The organism is Qipengyuania xiapuensis (assembly GCF_019711395.1).
Lineage (GTDB): Bacteria > Pseudomonadota > Alphaproteobacteria > Sphingomonadales > Sphingomonadaceae > Qipengyuania > Qipengyuania xiapuensis.
This window is the reverse complement of the sequence record NZ_JAIGNL010000001.1, coordinates 1,453,976-1,469,290: the sequence shown is the minus strand read 5'-3', so window position 1 is coordinate 1,469,290 and position 15,315 is coordinate 1,453,976. Positions and strand designations below refer to the sequence as shown.

Genomic DNA, 15,315 nt, shown 5'->3' with positions numbered 1-15,315 from the left:
CGATGTAATCTCGTCAGCCTTCGATCCGGCTGAAATCGGCGACTTTGTGCACTGCAGCACGGAAGTCCGCAAGCAGGTCGAGACGATGTGCCCGCTTGTTTTCTTCATCAGCATTTACCGTCACTTCATCGAAGAAGCGGTCGATCGGTGCGCGCAGGCTTGCCAGAGCTGCCATTGCGCCAGAGAAGTCTTCCGATTCAATGGCTTTGGCCGCCGCCGGTTCCGCTTTCCCGAGTGCATCCATGAGTGCCTTTTCGGCAGGCTCGAAGTCGTAGGAAAGCTCTTTGGCGTGGCGCTCGGCCATCTTGGCTTCGACAACGGCCTTCATGTCCGGATCATCGACCAGCGCGAGCGGGTCTTCCTCGCCGGTGCGGGCAATTTCACCCTCCGCGCCGTGCCAGTCTTCCTTCTTCAGGATGTTGGCCGCGCGCTTGTAGCCGGCAAGCAGGTTTGCTCCGTCTTCGGTCCCGAGGAAGTCTGCCAGAGCCCTCGCACGTGCCTCCACGCGGTCGACGCGCATGTCGGGGCGACCCTGCCAGTTTCGTGATGCCTGGATGTAATCATGGCGAACGCCTTCGTCGCGCAATTGCACGGCGAGGCGGTCGAGGAGGAAGTCGGCAAGTTTTTCGGCGAGATCGGTATTCGGGCGGCCATCCCATGCGTGGATTACCGTATCGAGCGAAAGCTTGAGATTGTTCGCCTGAACGAGACGCAGGTAACCGAGAGCTGCGCGGCGGAGCGCGAAGGGGTCCTTCGAACCGGTCGGCAGGATGTCGATCTTGAAGAAGCTCAAAAGATTGTCGAGCTTGTCTGCGAGGCTGACGGCAACCGTGGTCGGCGCGGTTGGCACTTCGTCATTCGCGCCGACCGGCTTGTAATGGTCGCGGATCGCTTCCGATACTTCGGCCGGCAGGCCCTCGGCCTTGGCGTAGTATCCGCCCATCAGGCCCTGAAGCTCGGGAAACTCGCCCACCATTTCGGTGACGAGATCGGCCTTGCTCAACTCGGCAGCCTGACGCGCAAGTTTGTGATCGCCGTTCGGAGCCTTGGCGTCGAAAACCAGCCAGTCGGCCAGCTTCGCCACGCGGTCCACCTTGTCGGCGACCGTGCCCAGCTTCTCGTGGAAAGTGATGCGCTCCAGCCCCTTGGCGTGTTGCGCCAGGGTCTTCTTGCGGTCGACGTCCCAGAAGAAGCGCGCGTCGGAAAGGCGTGCGGCGAGAACCTTGCGGTTGCCGTCGACCACGCGCGCGCCGCCGTCTTCCGCCTCGATATTGGCGGTGCAGATGAAGGCGTTGGCGAGTTCGCCCTTGTCGTCTTCGCAGACGAAATACTTCTGGTTCACGCGCGCGGTGAGCTGGATCGTCTCGGGCGGGACCTCGAGGAAGTCCTCTTCGAAACGGCCGAGCAGCGGAACGGGCCATTCGGTAAGGCCGGCGTTCTCGATGACGAGACCTTCGTCTTCGACCAGCTTGAGACCGGCGTCGGAGGCGACTCTGGATGCGCCCGAGCGGATAAGGTCCTGACGCTCTTCGTGGTCGACGATTACGTGACCGGCGCGCAGCTTCATCGCGTAGTCGTCGGCATTGCCGATTGTGATATCGCCCGAATGATGGAAGCGGTGGCCCAGCGTGACCGAGCCAGAAGTGACGCCATGCACCTCGCATTCGACCACATCGTCGCCCAGCAGCGCGACGATGCCCGACAGCGGGCGCACCCAGCGCAAGGACTCGGTGCTGATCGAGGCCGCGCCCCAGCGCATCGACTTGGGCCAGCTGAAATCGCGGATGATCGCGGGGATCGCTTCCGCGAGCAGGTTCTTGGTCGCACGGCCGGGCACGTTCTTCACCGCGAAGTAGGTCGCCCTGCCCTTCACATCGCGCGTTTCGAGCGATGCCTTGTCGACACCGGCCTTGCGGCAGAAACCGTCGATGGCCTGGTCGGGCGCTCCGACCGGAGGGCCTTTCAATTCTTCGCTGACGGCCTCGGTAGCCTCGGGCAGCCCGCGTGCGATCAGCGCAAGACGGCGCGGGGTCGACCAGACGGTGATCTCGCCCGTCGTGACACCGGCAGCGTCCATCTCGCGGCGGAACAGCTTTTCGAGTTCGGCGCGCGCACCGGCCTGCATGCGGGCGGGGATTTCTTCGCTGCGCAGTTCGAGGAGGAAGTCGCTCATTTCGACCACTCCGGATATTTCTCGGCCCACACGGGCGCTTCCTTTTCCATGTAGGCTTCGCAGCTGCCGCGGGCGAGATCGCGGACGCGGCCCATGTAGCTGGCGCGTTCCTGCACGCTGATTACGCCGCGTGCCTGCAGCAGGTTGAAGATGTGGCTGGCCTCGATCGCCTGCTCATAGGCGGCAATGGGCACTTCGTTGGCGAGCGCATTCCTGCACTCGGCCTCGGCCTTGTTGAACAGGTCGAAGAGCGCATCGGTATCGGCGACTTCGAAGTTCCACTTCGACATCTGCTTCTCGTTTTCGAGGAAGACGTCGCCATAGGTGACGCCCCGCCCGTTGAAGTCGAGATCATAGACGTTGTCGACGCCCTGGATATACATGGCGAGACGTTCGAGCCCGTAGGTCAGCTCGCCCGCGACAGGCTTGCAGTCGAAGCCGCCCATCTGCTGGAAATAGGTGAACTGGGTGACTTCCATCCCGTCACACCAGACTTCCCAGCCAAGACCCCAAGCGCCCAGCGTCGGGCTTTCCCAGTCGTCTTCCACGAAGCGGATGTCGTGCTTCAAGGGATCGATGCCGATCACACGCAGGCTTTCGAGGTAGAGGTCCTGGATGTTCGCCGGGCTCGGCTTCAGGATCACCTGGTACTGGTAATAGTGCTGCAGGCGGTTCGGGTTCTCGCCATAGCGGCCGTCGGTCGGGCGGCGGCAAGGTTGCACGAAGGCCGCGTTCCACGGCTCGGGCCCCAGCGCGCGCAGCGTCGTGGCGGTGTGGAAGGTGCCCGCGCCCATACGCATGTCGTAGGGCTGCAGGATGAGGCACCCGTTGGCACTCCAGAAATCGTGGAGCGCGAGGATCATGTCCTGGAAGGATTTACGCGGATTACGGTCCATGGAGCGGCGCAATGGCGGATGCGCGAAAAGCGGTCAATGCCGCATTGCGGCGCGATTGCGCATCGCACACCGCGACCCTATGCTCGCCGAAGTATTCTGAAAGGGTCACATGAAGAAATCGCCTCTCGTAGCAGTGCTCGCAAGTCTCTTGCTGGCCCCGCTTCCCGCCGCCACTTGGGCGCAGGGCATCAATACTGACGAAAGGCCGGGCAGCGCCAAATCGACGCGCAATATCGGCGCCGGAAACTCCGTCACCCAGCGGACGCCGGACCCCATCGTCGTGGAGCAGGATTACGAGCCCGCACCGGCGATCTGGCTGCTCGAAGACGAGGACACGAAGATCTACATGTTCGGCACGATCCACGTGCTGCCCGAAGGCTTCCGCTGGCGGAACGAGACCTTCGATAACGTCGTCAGCGAGGTCGACGAGCTGGTCGTAGAGACAAGCGATGCCGACGGCGAAGGCGCGATGGCAGCCTTTACCGCCAAGATGATCGCCGACACGCTGACGCGGACACCCACTTCGCAGCGCCTGTCGCCCGAGGCTGGCGAGAAGTGGCTCAAGATCGCCGAACTCACAGACTTGCCTGTGGACTATTTCGATGGCCTGCCCCCGCTGTTCGCAATGTTCGGCGCGGGCATCTCGATGCTCGAAGGTCAAGGGTCCCAGCATGAGTACGGCGTGGAATCGGTTCTCGAGGCGGAGTTCGCGGCGGCCGGAAAGCCCATCGGCTCGATCGAGGATTCGCTCGAAGTAATGACGGCGCTTCTCGCGATCGATGAGCAATTGCTCCTCGATCTCCTCGAGAAGGACCTCGCCGAATGGGACGGCTCCTCGATCGAGACGCTCATGGTGGATGACGCGGTCCTCAATGATGAGGGCGCCCTCGCCGACCCTTTCCAGGGCGAGCACAACTGGGCGCAGGGCAAGACTGAAGGTCTCGAAGACTTGGGTTTCGAGGATTCCCCCTTCGAGATCGAACTCGAGCGCGTCCTCCTTGAAGACCGCAACCGCGACTGGAGCGTCTGGCTGGAGCAGCGGATGGACGAGCCCGGAAGCATCCTGCTCGCTGTCGGGGCTGCACACCTGGCCGGGGATGTCTCAGTGCAGTCGATGCTTTCCGAACGCGGATTCGAAGTGAAGCGAATCCAGTAACTTTCAGAGCGAATCGCCGAATCGATTCGCTGCAGATCAGGGGCCGGGAGCGATGCTTTTCAACGCATTGCTCCCGGCCTTCTGGCGTCGAGATCCGCAGAATTCTGCGGCTGTGACAGGTTATCCCGACAGGATGTCAGGTCTTGTTGACAACGGAAACAAGACGCGACATAAAGTAAGGGCAACCTGACATTTCGGAAGGTTGACCTAACCACTGGACCCAATATCCAAGCTGGAGACCTGACATGAAAAAGACCTTCGTTCTCGCCGCTGCTGCCCTCGCTGCCATCGCAACTCCCGCCATGGCCAAGGATGCTCCCGACACCTCCGTCGCCATCGGCGATCTCGACCTGACCAAGCAGGCCGACCAGGACAAGCTCGACAACCGCATCGACAACGCCGTGCGCCGCATGTGCCGTGTCGAAGGCTTCGACCTGCAGGCCCGCAAGCTCGAACGCAGCTGCCGCCTCGCAGCAGAAGCAAACGCCGCCCCGCAGATCGAACTGGCCATCGCCGGCGCCCGTGAAGAGCGCTTCGCAGCCATCGAACTCGACGTGCAGGGCTGAGCCTTTCGCCGGAGCGCGCTGGCGACAACCCGCGCTCCGGCGGCCCCTTCCTTCCCCAAACCAGACAGGATCGCGAACCGATGAACGGCAAGGCTCTTACCCCCCGCGAGAAGCGCGTCCGCAGGCACAATGTCTCGACGCTTGTCGCTTTCTTGTCCTTCGCTGTCTGGATCACCGCGTTCACGGCATTTGAAGCTGAATTCGGAGCGGTGCGGGGGTTCACCTCCATGCTCTTCCTGGCCGCGCTCCTCGTGATGTTCACCACCCGCAATGCGGATGAGTACACGGCAGCAATCTGGCGGGCCGGCACCAGCCTCGCATTCGTGGTGACGGTAGGCTTCATGTTCTTCGCACCGTTTATCGAGGGCTTCCTCGACGGGCTGTTCGAAGGATTCACCGAGCAGCCGACCGAACGCGATCTCGACACGGGCGAACTCCTCCCCCTCGTCGCCCTCGCCTCCTTCTTCATCGCCAACGCCTGGACCCGCATCCGCGGGACATTCTGACAGGGGAACGCTCGTGACCGAGACGACAGCAAAGCGCGATTTCAAATACCGCCTCTATTTCTGGCTGATGGACTTCTCGTTCCTCTCCGCCCTCGTGATCATCAGCAATGTGGTCCTCGACCACGGCTTCGGGATCGACACCTTGCCTGCGGACAAACCCTGGGCAGCAGTTATCGCAATCCCCTCGATAATCGGCGTTTCGCTGATCCCGGGCTTCCTGATCGTGGCCAAGTTCATGCGCGACGAATATGCCGAGCTGCTCTGGCGGCGAACCGGCGTCATCGTGATCTACCTGCTCGCCTTCACACCATACGTCTACATGATCTCCAACTGGATCACCTATTGGATCCTGCGTTCGGAGAAGGCCCCCTTCCCCTACAACATCACCGTGCCCGAGACGCATCTCCATACCGTGATGGCGTATGTCAGCATCTACGTGATGATCGTATTCGTGTGCGTTTTCCAGTTCCTGCGCTGGAAGGACAGCCGTTGAAGAACCGCCTCCGCGTCCTCCGAGCCGAGCGCGAGTGGAGCCAGGCCGAACTGGCCGGCCGTCTCGACGTGTCGCGCCAGGCGGTCAACGCCATCGAAACGGGCAAGCACGACCCGTCCCTGCCGCTCGCGTTCCGCATCGCGCGCCTGTTTGAAATGCCAATCGAGGAAATTTTCGATGACACGGAAGGATGAAATGTTCGAGGACGAGAAGCCCTTCCACATGGGTCGCTATTTCGCTCATGTCATTGGCTGGAGCATCCTTCTGAGCTTCCTGCTGGTCGGCCTGATCTTCGTGTGGGCGGGCAGCAAGGACATCGTCACTGGCGAGGCAACGCAGTCGGACTGGATCTTCACCGCAATCGGTATCCTGATGATCCCTCCGGTCTGCTGGGCGCTCTGGAGGTACATGCCCGATCTCACCATGGGTGAACCCAAGACCCCTCGCGGCAACCGGATCCGCTGGATACTGGGCGCCGTCATTGTAATCGGGGTGGCAATCAGCTTTCCGCTGATCAACCGCGATGGACCGGATGGCGAACGGCTGCACCTGTTCTCGAACAGCCCTTTGCCCACCGATGCCGTCTGGCCGATGATGGCACTGTGGGCGATCGCGATCCCGATCATCGCCTACATCGCGCGGCGCAACTCGGACGACTACACGCTGGCAGCGAACGACTTCGGGTTCATGCTGGGCGGCTACCTCTTCTACTTTACGGCCCCGCTCTGGTGGATCGGCTGGCGCGGCGGATTGCTGCCGCAGCCGGACGTCATGATCATCTTCATCGCCAGCTTCGTAGTCATCAACTTCGGAAATTTGTGGAAGCGCCATGTAGGCTGACCGCAATGACTGTGGACTGCTGCCCGAATATTCAGTCTAGTAGTCGTCAAGTATAGAGAAGGAACATTTGGCCGTGACGAAATCGAACCTGTTCAAGAGCACCGTAGCCGGCCTCGCCCTCGTGGCCCTCCAGGCCTGTTCCACCCTGCCAGACGAAGCCGCGGTTGCCGCGGTAGCGGAAGAAGCGGCGGCAGAACTCGCCGCCGAGAGCGGCCCAGCCATGTGGAAAGTGGCTGACGAGGACACCACGATCTACCTCTTCGGAACGGTCCATGCCCTGCCCGCGGATGTCGACTGGTACAGTGGCCCTGTGAAGACCGCGCTCGACAGCAGCGGTTCGCTCGTCACCGAGATCGACATGAATCCCGAAGTGATCGCCGCCATGGGCCAGACGATCGCTGCCAAGGGCATGCTGCCCGAGGGGCAGACGCTTCGCGGGCTGATGAATGCAGAACAGCTCGCCACTTACGAGGCGGGCCTTGCCCAGATGGGCATCCCGCCCGAAGCGCTGGACAGTCTCGAACCGTGGTTCGCGGCGATCAACATCACGCAGGTGCTGCTGCAATCTGCGGGCTACAATGGCGAAAACGGCGTCGAGAAGGTGCTCGAGGAAACGGTCAAGGAAGGCACCGCCCGTGTCGCACTCGAGACCGTGGACTTCCAGATCTCGATCTTCGACGAGTTGCCGATCGAGAACCAGCTCCAGTTCCTGCTGCAGGCGGTCGAGGACCCTCAGGCGGGCGTCGCCATGCTAGACAAGATCATTGCAGAGTGGGCCGAGGGCGATGCCGAAACGCTTGGCGCCATGCTGCAGGAAGCCAATGCGCAGGACCAGCTCATCACCTCGCGCCTGTTCTATGAGCGCAACGCCAACTGGGCGGTCTGGATCGACGAGCGTCTGGATACGCCGGGTACCGCGTTCATGGCGGTCGGTGCGGGCCACCTCGCCGGAGAGAACAGCGTGCAGGATTACCTCGCACAGCGGGGTATCAGCGTGACGCGCGTCCAGTAGCTTCACGCTTGCATTTCGCGCGTGTCACGCTATAGGCGCGCGCTTCGGCGTCATGGTCATCCCTGGAGGCGTGGCGGACCGAACTTGTAAATCAATGCATTTCGAAAGGTAAGCGACATGAGCGATGCTCTGACACTTCCGGCCGAGACGCGCGAACGGGCTGGCAAGGGAGCCTCCCGTGCACTGCGTCGCGAAGGCCGTGTCCCCGCCGTGATCTATGGCGGCAAGGAAGAACCCATCACGATCCACGTGGAAGCCAAGGAACTGGTTCGCCAGCTCGGCACCGGCCACTTCATGAACTCGATTGTCACGATCGAGCTGGGTGGCAAGAAGATCAAGACTCTCCCCAAGGACGTGTCGCTTCACCCCGTCTCCGACCGCCCCGAGCACGTCGACTTCTTCCGCCTCGCAAAGGGCGGCAAGATCGAAGTCCACGTTCCGGTGGTCTTCATCAACGAAGAAGCCTCGCCGGGCCTCAAGAAGGGCGGCGTGCTGAACGTTGTCCGTCACGAGCTCGACCTGATCTGCGAAAACGACAAGATCCCGGGCGAAATCGAAATCGACGTCACCGGCAAGGAAGTCGGCGATTCGATCCACATCAGCGAACTCACGCTGCCGGAAGGTGCCGAAAGCGCCATCACCGACCGTGACTTCACCATCGCGACCCTCGTCGCTCCGTCGGCGCTCAAGAAGAGCGAAGGCGACACGACCGCCGAAGGCGAAGAAGAAGTGGATGCCGATGCCGTTCCCGCAACCGAGCAGGGCGAAGACGCCGATGCTGCGGAAGAGCAGGAAGAGAAGAGCGAAGACTAATTCGCACTTTCCACTCGGAAATCACCAAGGCGCCGGTCTCGCAAGAGGCCGGCGTTCTTGTTTGTGAACCCGCCTCCGCGGGTTCATCCTCGCTAGATGTGCGGCAAACCGCACCCGCTGCGGGCGCGCGGTCGCGCTTGCCGGGCCCATCGGCCCGGTCTTGGTCACGGCAGTCAAAGGCCGACCGGCCGTCGCGCCAAATGGCGCGCAGCCAAGCCGCACGGAGGTGCGGCGCCCGGCGCTTGAGGGGCACGCGCAGCGTGCTAAAGGCAAAATATGCAGATCTGGACAGGCCTCGGAAATCCCGGACCGCAATATGCGATGCACCGGCACAATATCGGTTTCATCGTGTGCGACACGATTGCCGAGATGCACGGATTCGGCCCGGTGCAGAAGAAATTCTCCGGCTGGGTGCAGGAAGGCCGCATCGGCAACGAGAAGATCGTCCTTCTCAAGCCTGCGACGTACATGAATGAAAGCGGCCGCGCCGTCGGCGAGGCGATGCGCTTCTATAAGCTCGATATCGAGGATCTTACCGTCTTCCACGATGAGCTCGATCTCGCGCCCTTCAAGGTCAAGGTACGCCGCGGAGGCGGGCTGGCAGGGCACAACGGCCTGCGCTCGATCAACCAGCATCTCGGCCCAGACTTCCGCCGCGTGCGGATCGGCATCGGCCATCCGGGCAGCAAGGACCGTGTCACCGGCCACGTGCTCGGCAACTACGCCAAGAGCGAGATGGACGACCTCGCCGATATGCTCGGGGCGATCGGTGCGGAAGCCGAATGGCTGGCCAAGGGAGACGATGCGCGCTTCATGAACGATGTGGCGCTGCGCATGCAGGAATAAGTGCTTTGTCTTCCTGTGTTTAACCAAATATTTGGTGGTACTCTGACACAGCGATTACCACCATCATGTCGAACAAAATTACCACCTTTCTGGCCCTGCTCATAATTGCCTTTCAGGCAGTCGTTTTCTTCGCGTTGGAGATGAGCACAGGTGAACGGATATTCATCCTTGTGCTAATATCGATAGCAGCCGCGACTACGATTCTCGGCAACATCTACAAACGGACCCTCATCCGTGCGGTTGGAGAGGCGATGGCCGATGAGGACCGTGGCGAAGAGTTCGATGTGGACGCAGCGTTCGAGCGCGCCATGCGGCGTCGCGGAAAGACCGCTCAGGATTACGACACGCCGCCCGAGTGAGTGACAGGCTGCGCGTGGCCGACATTCGAATTGCCGACTTGGCGCAAACCTGTGTAGCCTTGCTATCAAAGTGAGGAGAGCTGCACATGCCCCAGATCAATCGCCGTACCCTTCTTGCAGGTGTCGCTGCTACCGGCGCGATCGCCGCCACCGCCACCCGCGCACAGGATGACCAGGTAGAGGCCCCTGCCCCCGACCTGTCCGGCAAGGCGATCCTCATCACGGGCTGCTCGTCTGGCTTCGGCCGATTGTCAGCAGAGCATTTCGCGCGGCTCGGCGCGACGGTCTTCGCCACCATGCGCAACACGCCGCGCCCGGAAGCGGAAGAACTCCGCCAGCTTGCCAGCGACGAGAAGCTGGATATCCGGGTGAAGCGTCTCGATGTGCTTCTCGATGACGAGGTTGCGGCGGCTGTCGGCGAGGCAGAGCGCGAGATCGGGCGCGGTTTCGATGTCCTTGTGAACAATGCGGGCATCGGCATCACTGGGCCGGTCGAAGTGCAGGACATGGAAGCCACCCAGCTCGCCTTCGACACCAATGTCTTTGGCTATCACCGGCTCGTGCGGGCGGTACTCCCCAACATGCGTGCGCGCAAACAGGGACATATCTTCAATATCTCGAGCCAGCTCGGCCGCGTGATTGTACCCTTTGCGGGACATTACTCGGCCACCAAATTCGCGGTAGAGGCTATGGGCGAACAGCTGGCCTACGAGCTGGTGCCGCACGGCATCGGCGTGACCGTGATCGAACCCGGCGGATACCCCACCAAGGTCTGGGTCAATCGCAACCGCTATTCCTCCGAGCTCAAGGCACGCGCGCTGGACCTGCATCTCGACGGCTATCCGCAAGTGGTCGCGCGCATGGGGCAGGAAGACGGTTCGGGCCGAAGCGCGGACCCGATGGACATACCGCACGCCATGGCCCGGGTCCTCGCCATGCCCGCCGGAACACGCCCCGTTCGCCTGCCGGTCAGCGGCGGCGGCATCCCGCAGGCAGCGATCAACGAAGTCAGCGCGAAGACCCAGGTCGAATGGCTTGGCCGCTCGGAAACGCTCGGCCCGCTCGTTCGCGCGGTCCACAACGTCTGATCCTCTGGCATTCGGCGCGCACCGGCGCTAAGGGCGCGGCCAACACATTTTTTCCGGAGTAATCGATGGGTTTCCGTTGCGGGATCGTCGGCCTGCCGAATGTCGGCAAGTCCACCCTTTTCAATGCACTGACCGAGACGCAGGCCGCGCAGGCTGCGAACTATCCGTTCTGCACGATCGAACCGAACGTGGGCCAGGTTTCCGTACCTGACGAACGTCTCGACAAGATCGCCGCGATTGCGGGTTCGGCCAAGATCATCCCGACCCAGCTCGCCTTCGTCGACATCGCGGGCCTCGTTAAGGGCGCGAGCCAGGGCGAAGGCCTCGGCAACCAGTTCCTCGGCAACATCCGCGAGGTGGATGCGATCGTTCACGTTCTGCGCTGTTTCGAGGACGACGACATCCAGCATGTCGCCAACAAGGTCGATCCGATCACCGACGCCGAAGTCGTCGAAACCGAGCTGATGCTTTCGGATCTCGAAAGCCTCGAAAAGCGTGTCCCGGCCGCCGAGAAGCGCGCCACCGCAGGTGACAAGGAAGCCAAGATCAGCGCGAGCGTTCTTGGTCAGGCCCTGCAGTTGCTGCGTGACGGCAAGCCTGCCCGCCTCACCGAACCGAATGACGAGGAAGAGGCACGTGTCCTGCGACAGGCGCAACTGCTGACTGCCAAGCCCGTCCTCTACGTCTGCAACGTGGGCGAGGAAGATGCGGCCAATGGCAATGCCTTCTCCGATCTCGTATTCGAGAAAGCCAAGGCAGAAGGCGCGCAGGCCGTCGTCGTCTCAGCCGCCATCGAGAGCGAACTGGTCGCAATGGATGCGGAAGACCGCGCCGAATACCTTGCCGAGCTTGGCCTCGAAGAAAGCGGCCTCAGCCGCGTGATCAAGGCAGGCTACAAGCTGCTCGGCCTCAACACCTTCTTCACCGCCGGCCCCAAGGAAGCGCGTGCATGGACCTTCCCCGAAGGTGCCAAGGCACCGCAGGCCGCAGGCGAAATCCACACCGATTTCGAAAAGGGCTTCATCCGCGCCGAGACCATCGCTTACGAGGACTTCGTTGCCCTCAATGGTGAAAGCGGTGCACGCGAAGCAGGCAAGCTGCGCCAGGAGGGCAAGGAGTACCTCGTCCAGGATGGCGACGTAATGCTCTTCAAGTTCAACGTCTGATCCACTCCGGAATGTCGCCAAGATGAAAAAGCTCGCTGCCGCCCTCGCCCTTGCCGCCATCACGGCGCTCCCCGCCTGCGCACCGCAGGTCGAGAGCGTTTCGGCGGCAACCGTGGAAGTCCGCGAGCCGGTCACGATCCTCGTGTCGATCGACGGCTTCCATCCGGACTATCTCGATCGCGGCATCACGCCGGGTCTGTCCGCGCTCGCCGAAGGCGGCGTGAACGCCGAGATGCGGCCCTCATTCCCGACGAAGACCTTCCCCAACCATTGGACGCTGGTGACGGGCCTCGTCCCGGACCATCACGGCATCACCGCCAACCGTATGGAAGACCAGGGCAGGCCCGAAGAGACCTTCACCATGGCGACGGTCGATCCTTACTGGTGGAACGACGCCAAGCCTGTCTGGGTCGAGGCGGAAGAAGCCGGTATCCGCAGCGCCGCCATGTTCTGGCCGGGCTCGGCAGTGCCATGGGGCGGCACCGCTGTACGTTTCGGGCCGGTTATGGACGGCATCCTGCCGAGCGACTGGCAGCAATTCTCGATGCAGGTTTCGAACACGCAGCGCGTGAATTCCGTGCTCGACTGGCTCCGCCGTCCCGCGGACATCCGCCCGGAATTCGTCACGCTCTATTTCGACACCGTGGACACTGCTGGGCATGACGACGGCCCCGAAGGCGAAGAGATCGACGCCGCGCTCCGCGATGTAGACGCGCACATCGCAATGTTGGTCGAACAGCTGCGCGCGATGCAGCAGCCGGCGAACCTGGTGATCGTCTCCGACCACGGCATGGCACCGACCAGCTCCGAGCGTGTAATCGCCCTCGACGAACTCTTCGACAGCTCACTCTACCGCCTCGTCGAAGCCGGCGCCTACGCCACTTTCGAACCGGCCGAGGGCAAATCGCGCGAGTTCCGCGAGGCCATCCTCGCCGATCACGACAACATGACGTGTTGGGCGAAAGAGGACATTCCGGCGCGCTATAACTACGGCACGCATGACCGTATCCCTCCCTACTTCTGCCTGCCGGAAACAGGCTGGACCATTTCCCGCTCGCGTTCCTCCGCCAACTGGAGCGGCGGGAACCACGGCTATGATCCGTTCTCTCCCGAGATGAAGGCGCTCTTCATCGCCAACGGCCCGGCATTCCGCGCAGCGACGACAGTGCCGATTTTCGACAACACCGATGTTGCGCCTCTGCTGCGCCATCTGGTCGGTCTGCCGCAGGCGGGACGCGCAGACGGTTCGCTCGACAGTCTCAGGCCCGCTCTCGTAACGGACTGACTGAACACTAGGAACACCCCGCCCCGCCTCCCGTTAGGCATTCAAACAAGGGGAGTATTCCGGTGGTAGACAAGTCCGAGAAGTTCAATTGGCTGGTGCGCGTTGGCTATCTGAGCCGCGCGATCCTTTATTTCGTTCTCGGCCTTGTCGCCCTGACGAGCGCGAACCAGATCGCCGAAGGCACCAATGGAATTTTCGAGGCCATCAAGGCTTATCCGGCGGGCACTGCCATCCTCTGGATCATGGTGATCGGACTGTTCGCCTATGCCCTATTCCGGTTTTGTTCGCCGCTCTTCGATATCGAGAACAACGGCTCGGATGCAAAGGGATGGGGCAAGCGGCTCGGCCATGCCGGTAGCGGTGTGGGCCACCTTGCGCTTGCCTATTCGGCCTACCAGTTCGCCAACAACAGCGGCGGCTCCTCCGGCGGAGGCGCGCAGGAAGCCGCTTCAGGGGTCCTCTCGATGGAATTCGGAGGCGTGTTGCTTGGCCTGCTCGGCATTGCCCTGTTCATCGCCGCGGCCTTCCAGGCAAAGAAGGGTATCACCGGCGAATTCATGCAGCGCATCAGTGGACAGGCACCCAGTTCGGTGCGTTGGCTGGGCCTGGCAGGCTACCTCGCCCGCGCCGTCGTCTACACGGTGATCGGCTGGTCGCTGTTCAAGGCAGGCTTTATGTCGAGCGGCGCAAGCGAAGTGAAGACACTCGGCGATGCCGTAGCCAGCCTCGCTGGCGAAGGCTTCATCTTCACGCTGACCGCCGTCGGATTGCTCCTGTTCGGCATCTACAGCGTCATCCAGGCGCGCTACCGGATCATTCCTGAGCTCGATAGCGATGCCGGAGTTCCGCAATTCAGGGCGTGACTTGAAACATACCCCCTAGGGGTATATTTCACGGACATGACGAAGACCGCACAACTCTACCGGATGGTGATGGACAAGCATGTCTGTCCCTATGGCATCAAGGCCAAGTGGCTGCTTGAAAAGCACGGCTACACGGTCGAAGACCATCACCTCTCCACCCGCGAACAGACCGATGCTTTCAAGGAAAAGCACGGGGTCAAGACGACACCGCAGGTCTTCATCGAGGGCGAACGGATCGGGGGCTACGATGCCCTGCGCGAACATTTCGGAACTCGCACCAAGGCAGAGGGAGAGAAGAGCTACAGGCCCGTCCTCGCGGTCTTTGCCGTCGGCGCCGCGCTGGCCATCTCCCTGAGCTTCTTTGTCTATCAGGCACCGTTCACGATCCGCGCCGCGGAATGGTTCGTCGCATTCTCGATGGCCATGCTCGCGATGCTGAAGCTGCAGGACGTGGAGCAATTCTCCAGCATGTTCGTCGGCTACGACCTGCTGGGTCGCCGCTTCGTGCCCTACGCTTATGCCTACCCTTATCTGGAGGCGACCGCGGCGGTACTGATGGCAGGCCGCATCCTGCCCTGGCTCTCGATACCGATTGCCCTGATTATCGGCACCATCGGCGCGGTCAGCGTCTTCTACGCCGTCTACATCCAGAAGCGCGACATCAAATGCGCCTGTGTGGGCGGCAGCGCCAGCGTACCGCTGGGCTTCGTGTCGCTCACCGAGAATCTCGCGATGATCGGCATGGCAGTTTGGATGTTGCTTCGCCCGACGCTGTAAGCCACAGCAACGCACATGAAGTTCTATGAAGACATCGAGGTCGGCACGAAGAACGCCTTCGGCCGCTACGAAGTGACCCGTGAAGAGGTGATGGATTTCGCCTCGAAATACGACCCCCAGCCCTTCCACCTCGACGACGAGGCGGCTGCGCAGACGCACTTCGGACGTTTGTCCGCGAGCGGCTGGCACACCTGCTCGATGACGATGGCCATGATGGTCGAGAACATGAAGGACGAGAAGTCGGCCGGTCTCGGCTCTCCGGGCGTCGACCAGATCCGCTGGAAGAAGCCGGTGTACCCGGGCGACACCCTGCGCTGCGAAACCGAGATCATCGAAAAGCGCCGCAGCGCTTCGCGTCCCGAAATGGGGATCTTCAAGAGCCGCATCCGTACGTACAACCAGGACGATGTAGTGGTTCTGGAAATGGTGTCGAACGGGCTCATCAGGACCCGCGATCCGGAAGGATCAGACTAACC

At 61.9% G+C, this 15,315-nt stretch carries 18 protein-coding genes; 16 read left to right on the top strand and 2 right to left on the bottom strand.

All coding sequences use genetic code 11. From position 1 onward, the window contains the following. Positions 1–13 precede the first annotated feature (13 nt). Together glyS and K3163_RS07460 are read right to left on the bottom strand one after the other, a co-directional pair. Positions 14–2,173, bottom strand: coding sequence for a glycine--tRNA ligase subunit beta (gene glyS / locus K3163_RS07465; RefSeq protein WP_221553669.1), 2,160 nt, complete (start codon positions 2,171–2,173; stop codon positions 14–16). Then, on the bottom strand, positions 2,170–3,069 hold the full coding sequence (locus tag K3163_RS07460) for a glycine--tRNA ligase subunit alpha (RefSeq protein WP_221553668.1): 900 nt from the start codon (positions 3,067–3,069) through the stop codon (positions 2,170–2,172). Before K3163_RS07460 ends, glyS begins: the two co-directional genes overlap by 4 nt. A gap of 109 nt (positions 3,070–3,178) precedes the next feature. Here K3163_RS07460 and K3163_RS07455 point away from each other — a divergent pair, with 109 nt between their 5' ends. The 16 genes from K3163_RS07455 to K3163_RS07380 all read left to right on the top strand — a co-directional run bounded on the left by K3163_RS07455 (position 3,179) and on the right by K3163_RS07380 (position 15,313). After that, on the top strand, positions 3,179–4,225 hold the full coding sequence (locus K3163_RS07455) for a TraB/GumN family protein (RefSeq protein WP_221428504.1): 1,047 nt from the start codon (positions 3,179–3,181) through the stop codon (positions 4,223–4,225). Positions 4,226–4,470: 245 nt separating this feature from the next. Beyond that, the gene (locus tag K3163_RS07450) at positions 4,471–4,791 is read left to right on the top strand and encodes a UrcA family protein (protein WP_221428505.1); all 321 of its coding nucleotides are present in this window, start codon (positions 4,471–4,473) and stop codon (positions 4,789–4,791) included. An 80-nt stretch (positions 4,792–4,871) separates the two neighbouring features. Then, entirely contained in the window at positions 4,872–5,297 is a 426-nt protein-coding gene (locus tag K3163_RS07445; RefSeq protein ID WP_221553667.1) for a hypothetical protein, read from the top strand. 13 nt (positions 5,298–5,310) lie between these two features. Continuing rightward, positions 5,311–5,790 (top strand): hypothetical protein, encoded by a 480-nt coding sequence (locus K3163_RS07440; protein ID WP_221428507.1) that lies wholly within the window; start codon positions 5,311–5,313, stop codon positions 5,788–5,790. Further along, positions 5,787–5,984, top strand: coding sequence for a helix-turn-helix transcriptional regulator (locus tag K3163_RS07435; RefSeq protein ID WP_221428508.1), 198 nt, complete (start codon positions 5,787–5,789; stop codon positions 5,982–5,984). The genes K3163_RS07440 and K3163_RS07435 overlap by 4 nt, the downstream gene beginning before the upstream one ends. Beyond that, positions 5,968–6,630: a hypothetical protein gene (locus K3163_RS07430; protein ID WP_221428509.1), complete on the top strand. Its 663-nt coding sequence runs from the start codon at positions 5,968–5,970 to the stop codon at positions 6,628–6,630. Before K3163_RS07435 ends, K3163_RS07430 begins: the two co-directional genes overlap by 17 nt. Before the next feature lie 73 nt (positions 6,631–6,703). Next, complete coding sequence (locus tag K3163_RS07425; protein ID WP_221553666.1) at positions 6,704–7,642, top strand: TraB/GumN family protein; 939 nt, start codon at positions 6,704–6,706, stop codon at positions 7,640–7,642. Positions 7,643–7,759: 117 nt separating this feature from the next. Continuing rightward, complete coding sequence (locus K3163_RS07420; RefSeq protein WP_221428511.1) at positions 7,760–8,455, top strand: 50S ribosomal protein L25/general stress protein Ctc; 696 nt, start codon at positions 7,760–7,762, stop codon at positions 8,453–8,455. A 276-nt stretch (positions 8,456–8,731) separates the two neighbouring features. Beyond that, entirely contained in the window at positions 8,732–9,301 is a 570-nt protein-coding gene (pth, locus tag K3163_RS07415; protein ID WP_221428512.1) for an aminoacyl-tRNA hydrolase, read from the top strand. 65 nt (positions 9,302–9,366) lie between these two features. Continuing rightward, positions 9,367–9,660 (top strand): hypothetical protein, encoded by a 294-nt coding sequence (locus K3163_RS07410; protein ID WP_221428513.1) that lies wholly within the window; start codon positions 9,367–9,369, stop codon positions 9,658–9,660. Positions 9,661–9,746: 86 nt separating this feature from the next. Next, complete coding sequence (locus K3163_RS07405) at positions 9,747–10,748, top strand: SDR family oxidoreductase (protein WP_221553665.1); 1,002 nt, start codon at positions 9,747–9,749, stop codon at positions 10,746–10,748. A gap of 65 nt (positions 10,749–10,813) precedes the next feature. After that, complete coding sequence (gene ychF / locus K3163_RS07400) at positions 10,814–11,914, top strand: redox-regulated ATPase YchF (RefSeq protein WP_221428515.1); 1,101 nt, start codon at positions 10,814–10,816, stop codon at positions 11,912–11,914. Positions 11,915–11,936: 22 nt separating this feature from the next. Continuing rightward, positions 11,937–13,199, top strand: coding sequence for an alkaline phosphatase family protein (locus tag K3163_RS07395; RefSeq protein ID WP_221553664.1), 1,263 nt, complete (start codon positions 11,937–11,939; stop codon positions 13,197–13,199). A 62-nt stretch (positions 13,200–13,261) separates the two neighbouring features. Next, complete coding sequence (locus K3163_RS07390; protein WP_221428517.1) at positions 13,262–14,062, top strand: DUF1206 domain-containing protein; 801 nt, start codon at positions 13,262–13,264, stop codon at positions 14,060–14,062. A 36-nt stretch (positions 14,063–14,098) separates the two neighbouring features. Continuing rightward, on the top strand, positions 14,099–14,839 hold the full coding sequence (locus K3163_RS07385; RefSeq protein ID WP_221428518.1) for a MauE/DoxX family redox-associated membrane protein: 741 nt from the start codon (positions 14,099–14,101) through the stop codon (positions 14,837–14,839). 15 nt (positions 14,840–14,854) lie between these two features. Then, positions 14,855–15,313, top strand: coding sequence for a MaoC family dehydratase (locus K3163_RS07380; protein ID WP_221428519.1), 459 nt, complete (start codon positions 14,855–14,857; stop codon positions 15,311–15,313). Positions 15,314–15,315 lie beyond the last annotated feature (2 nt).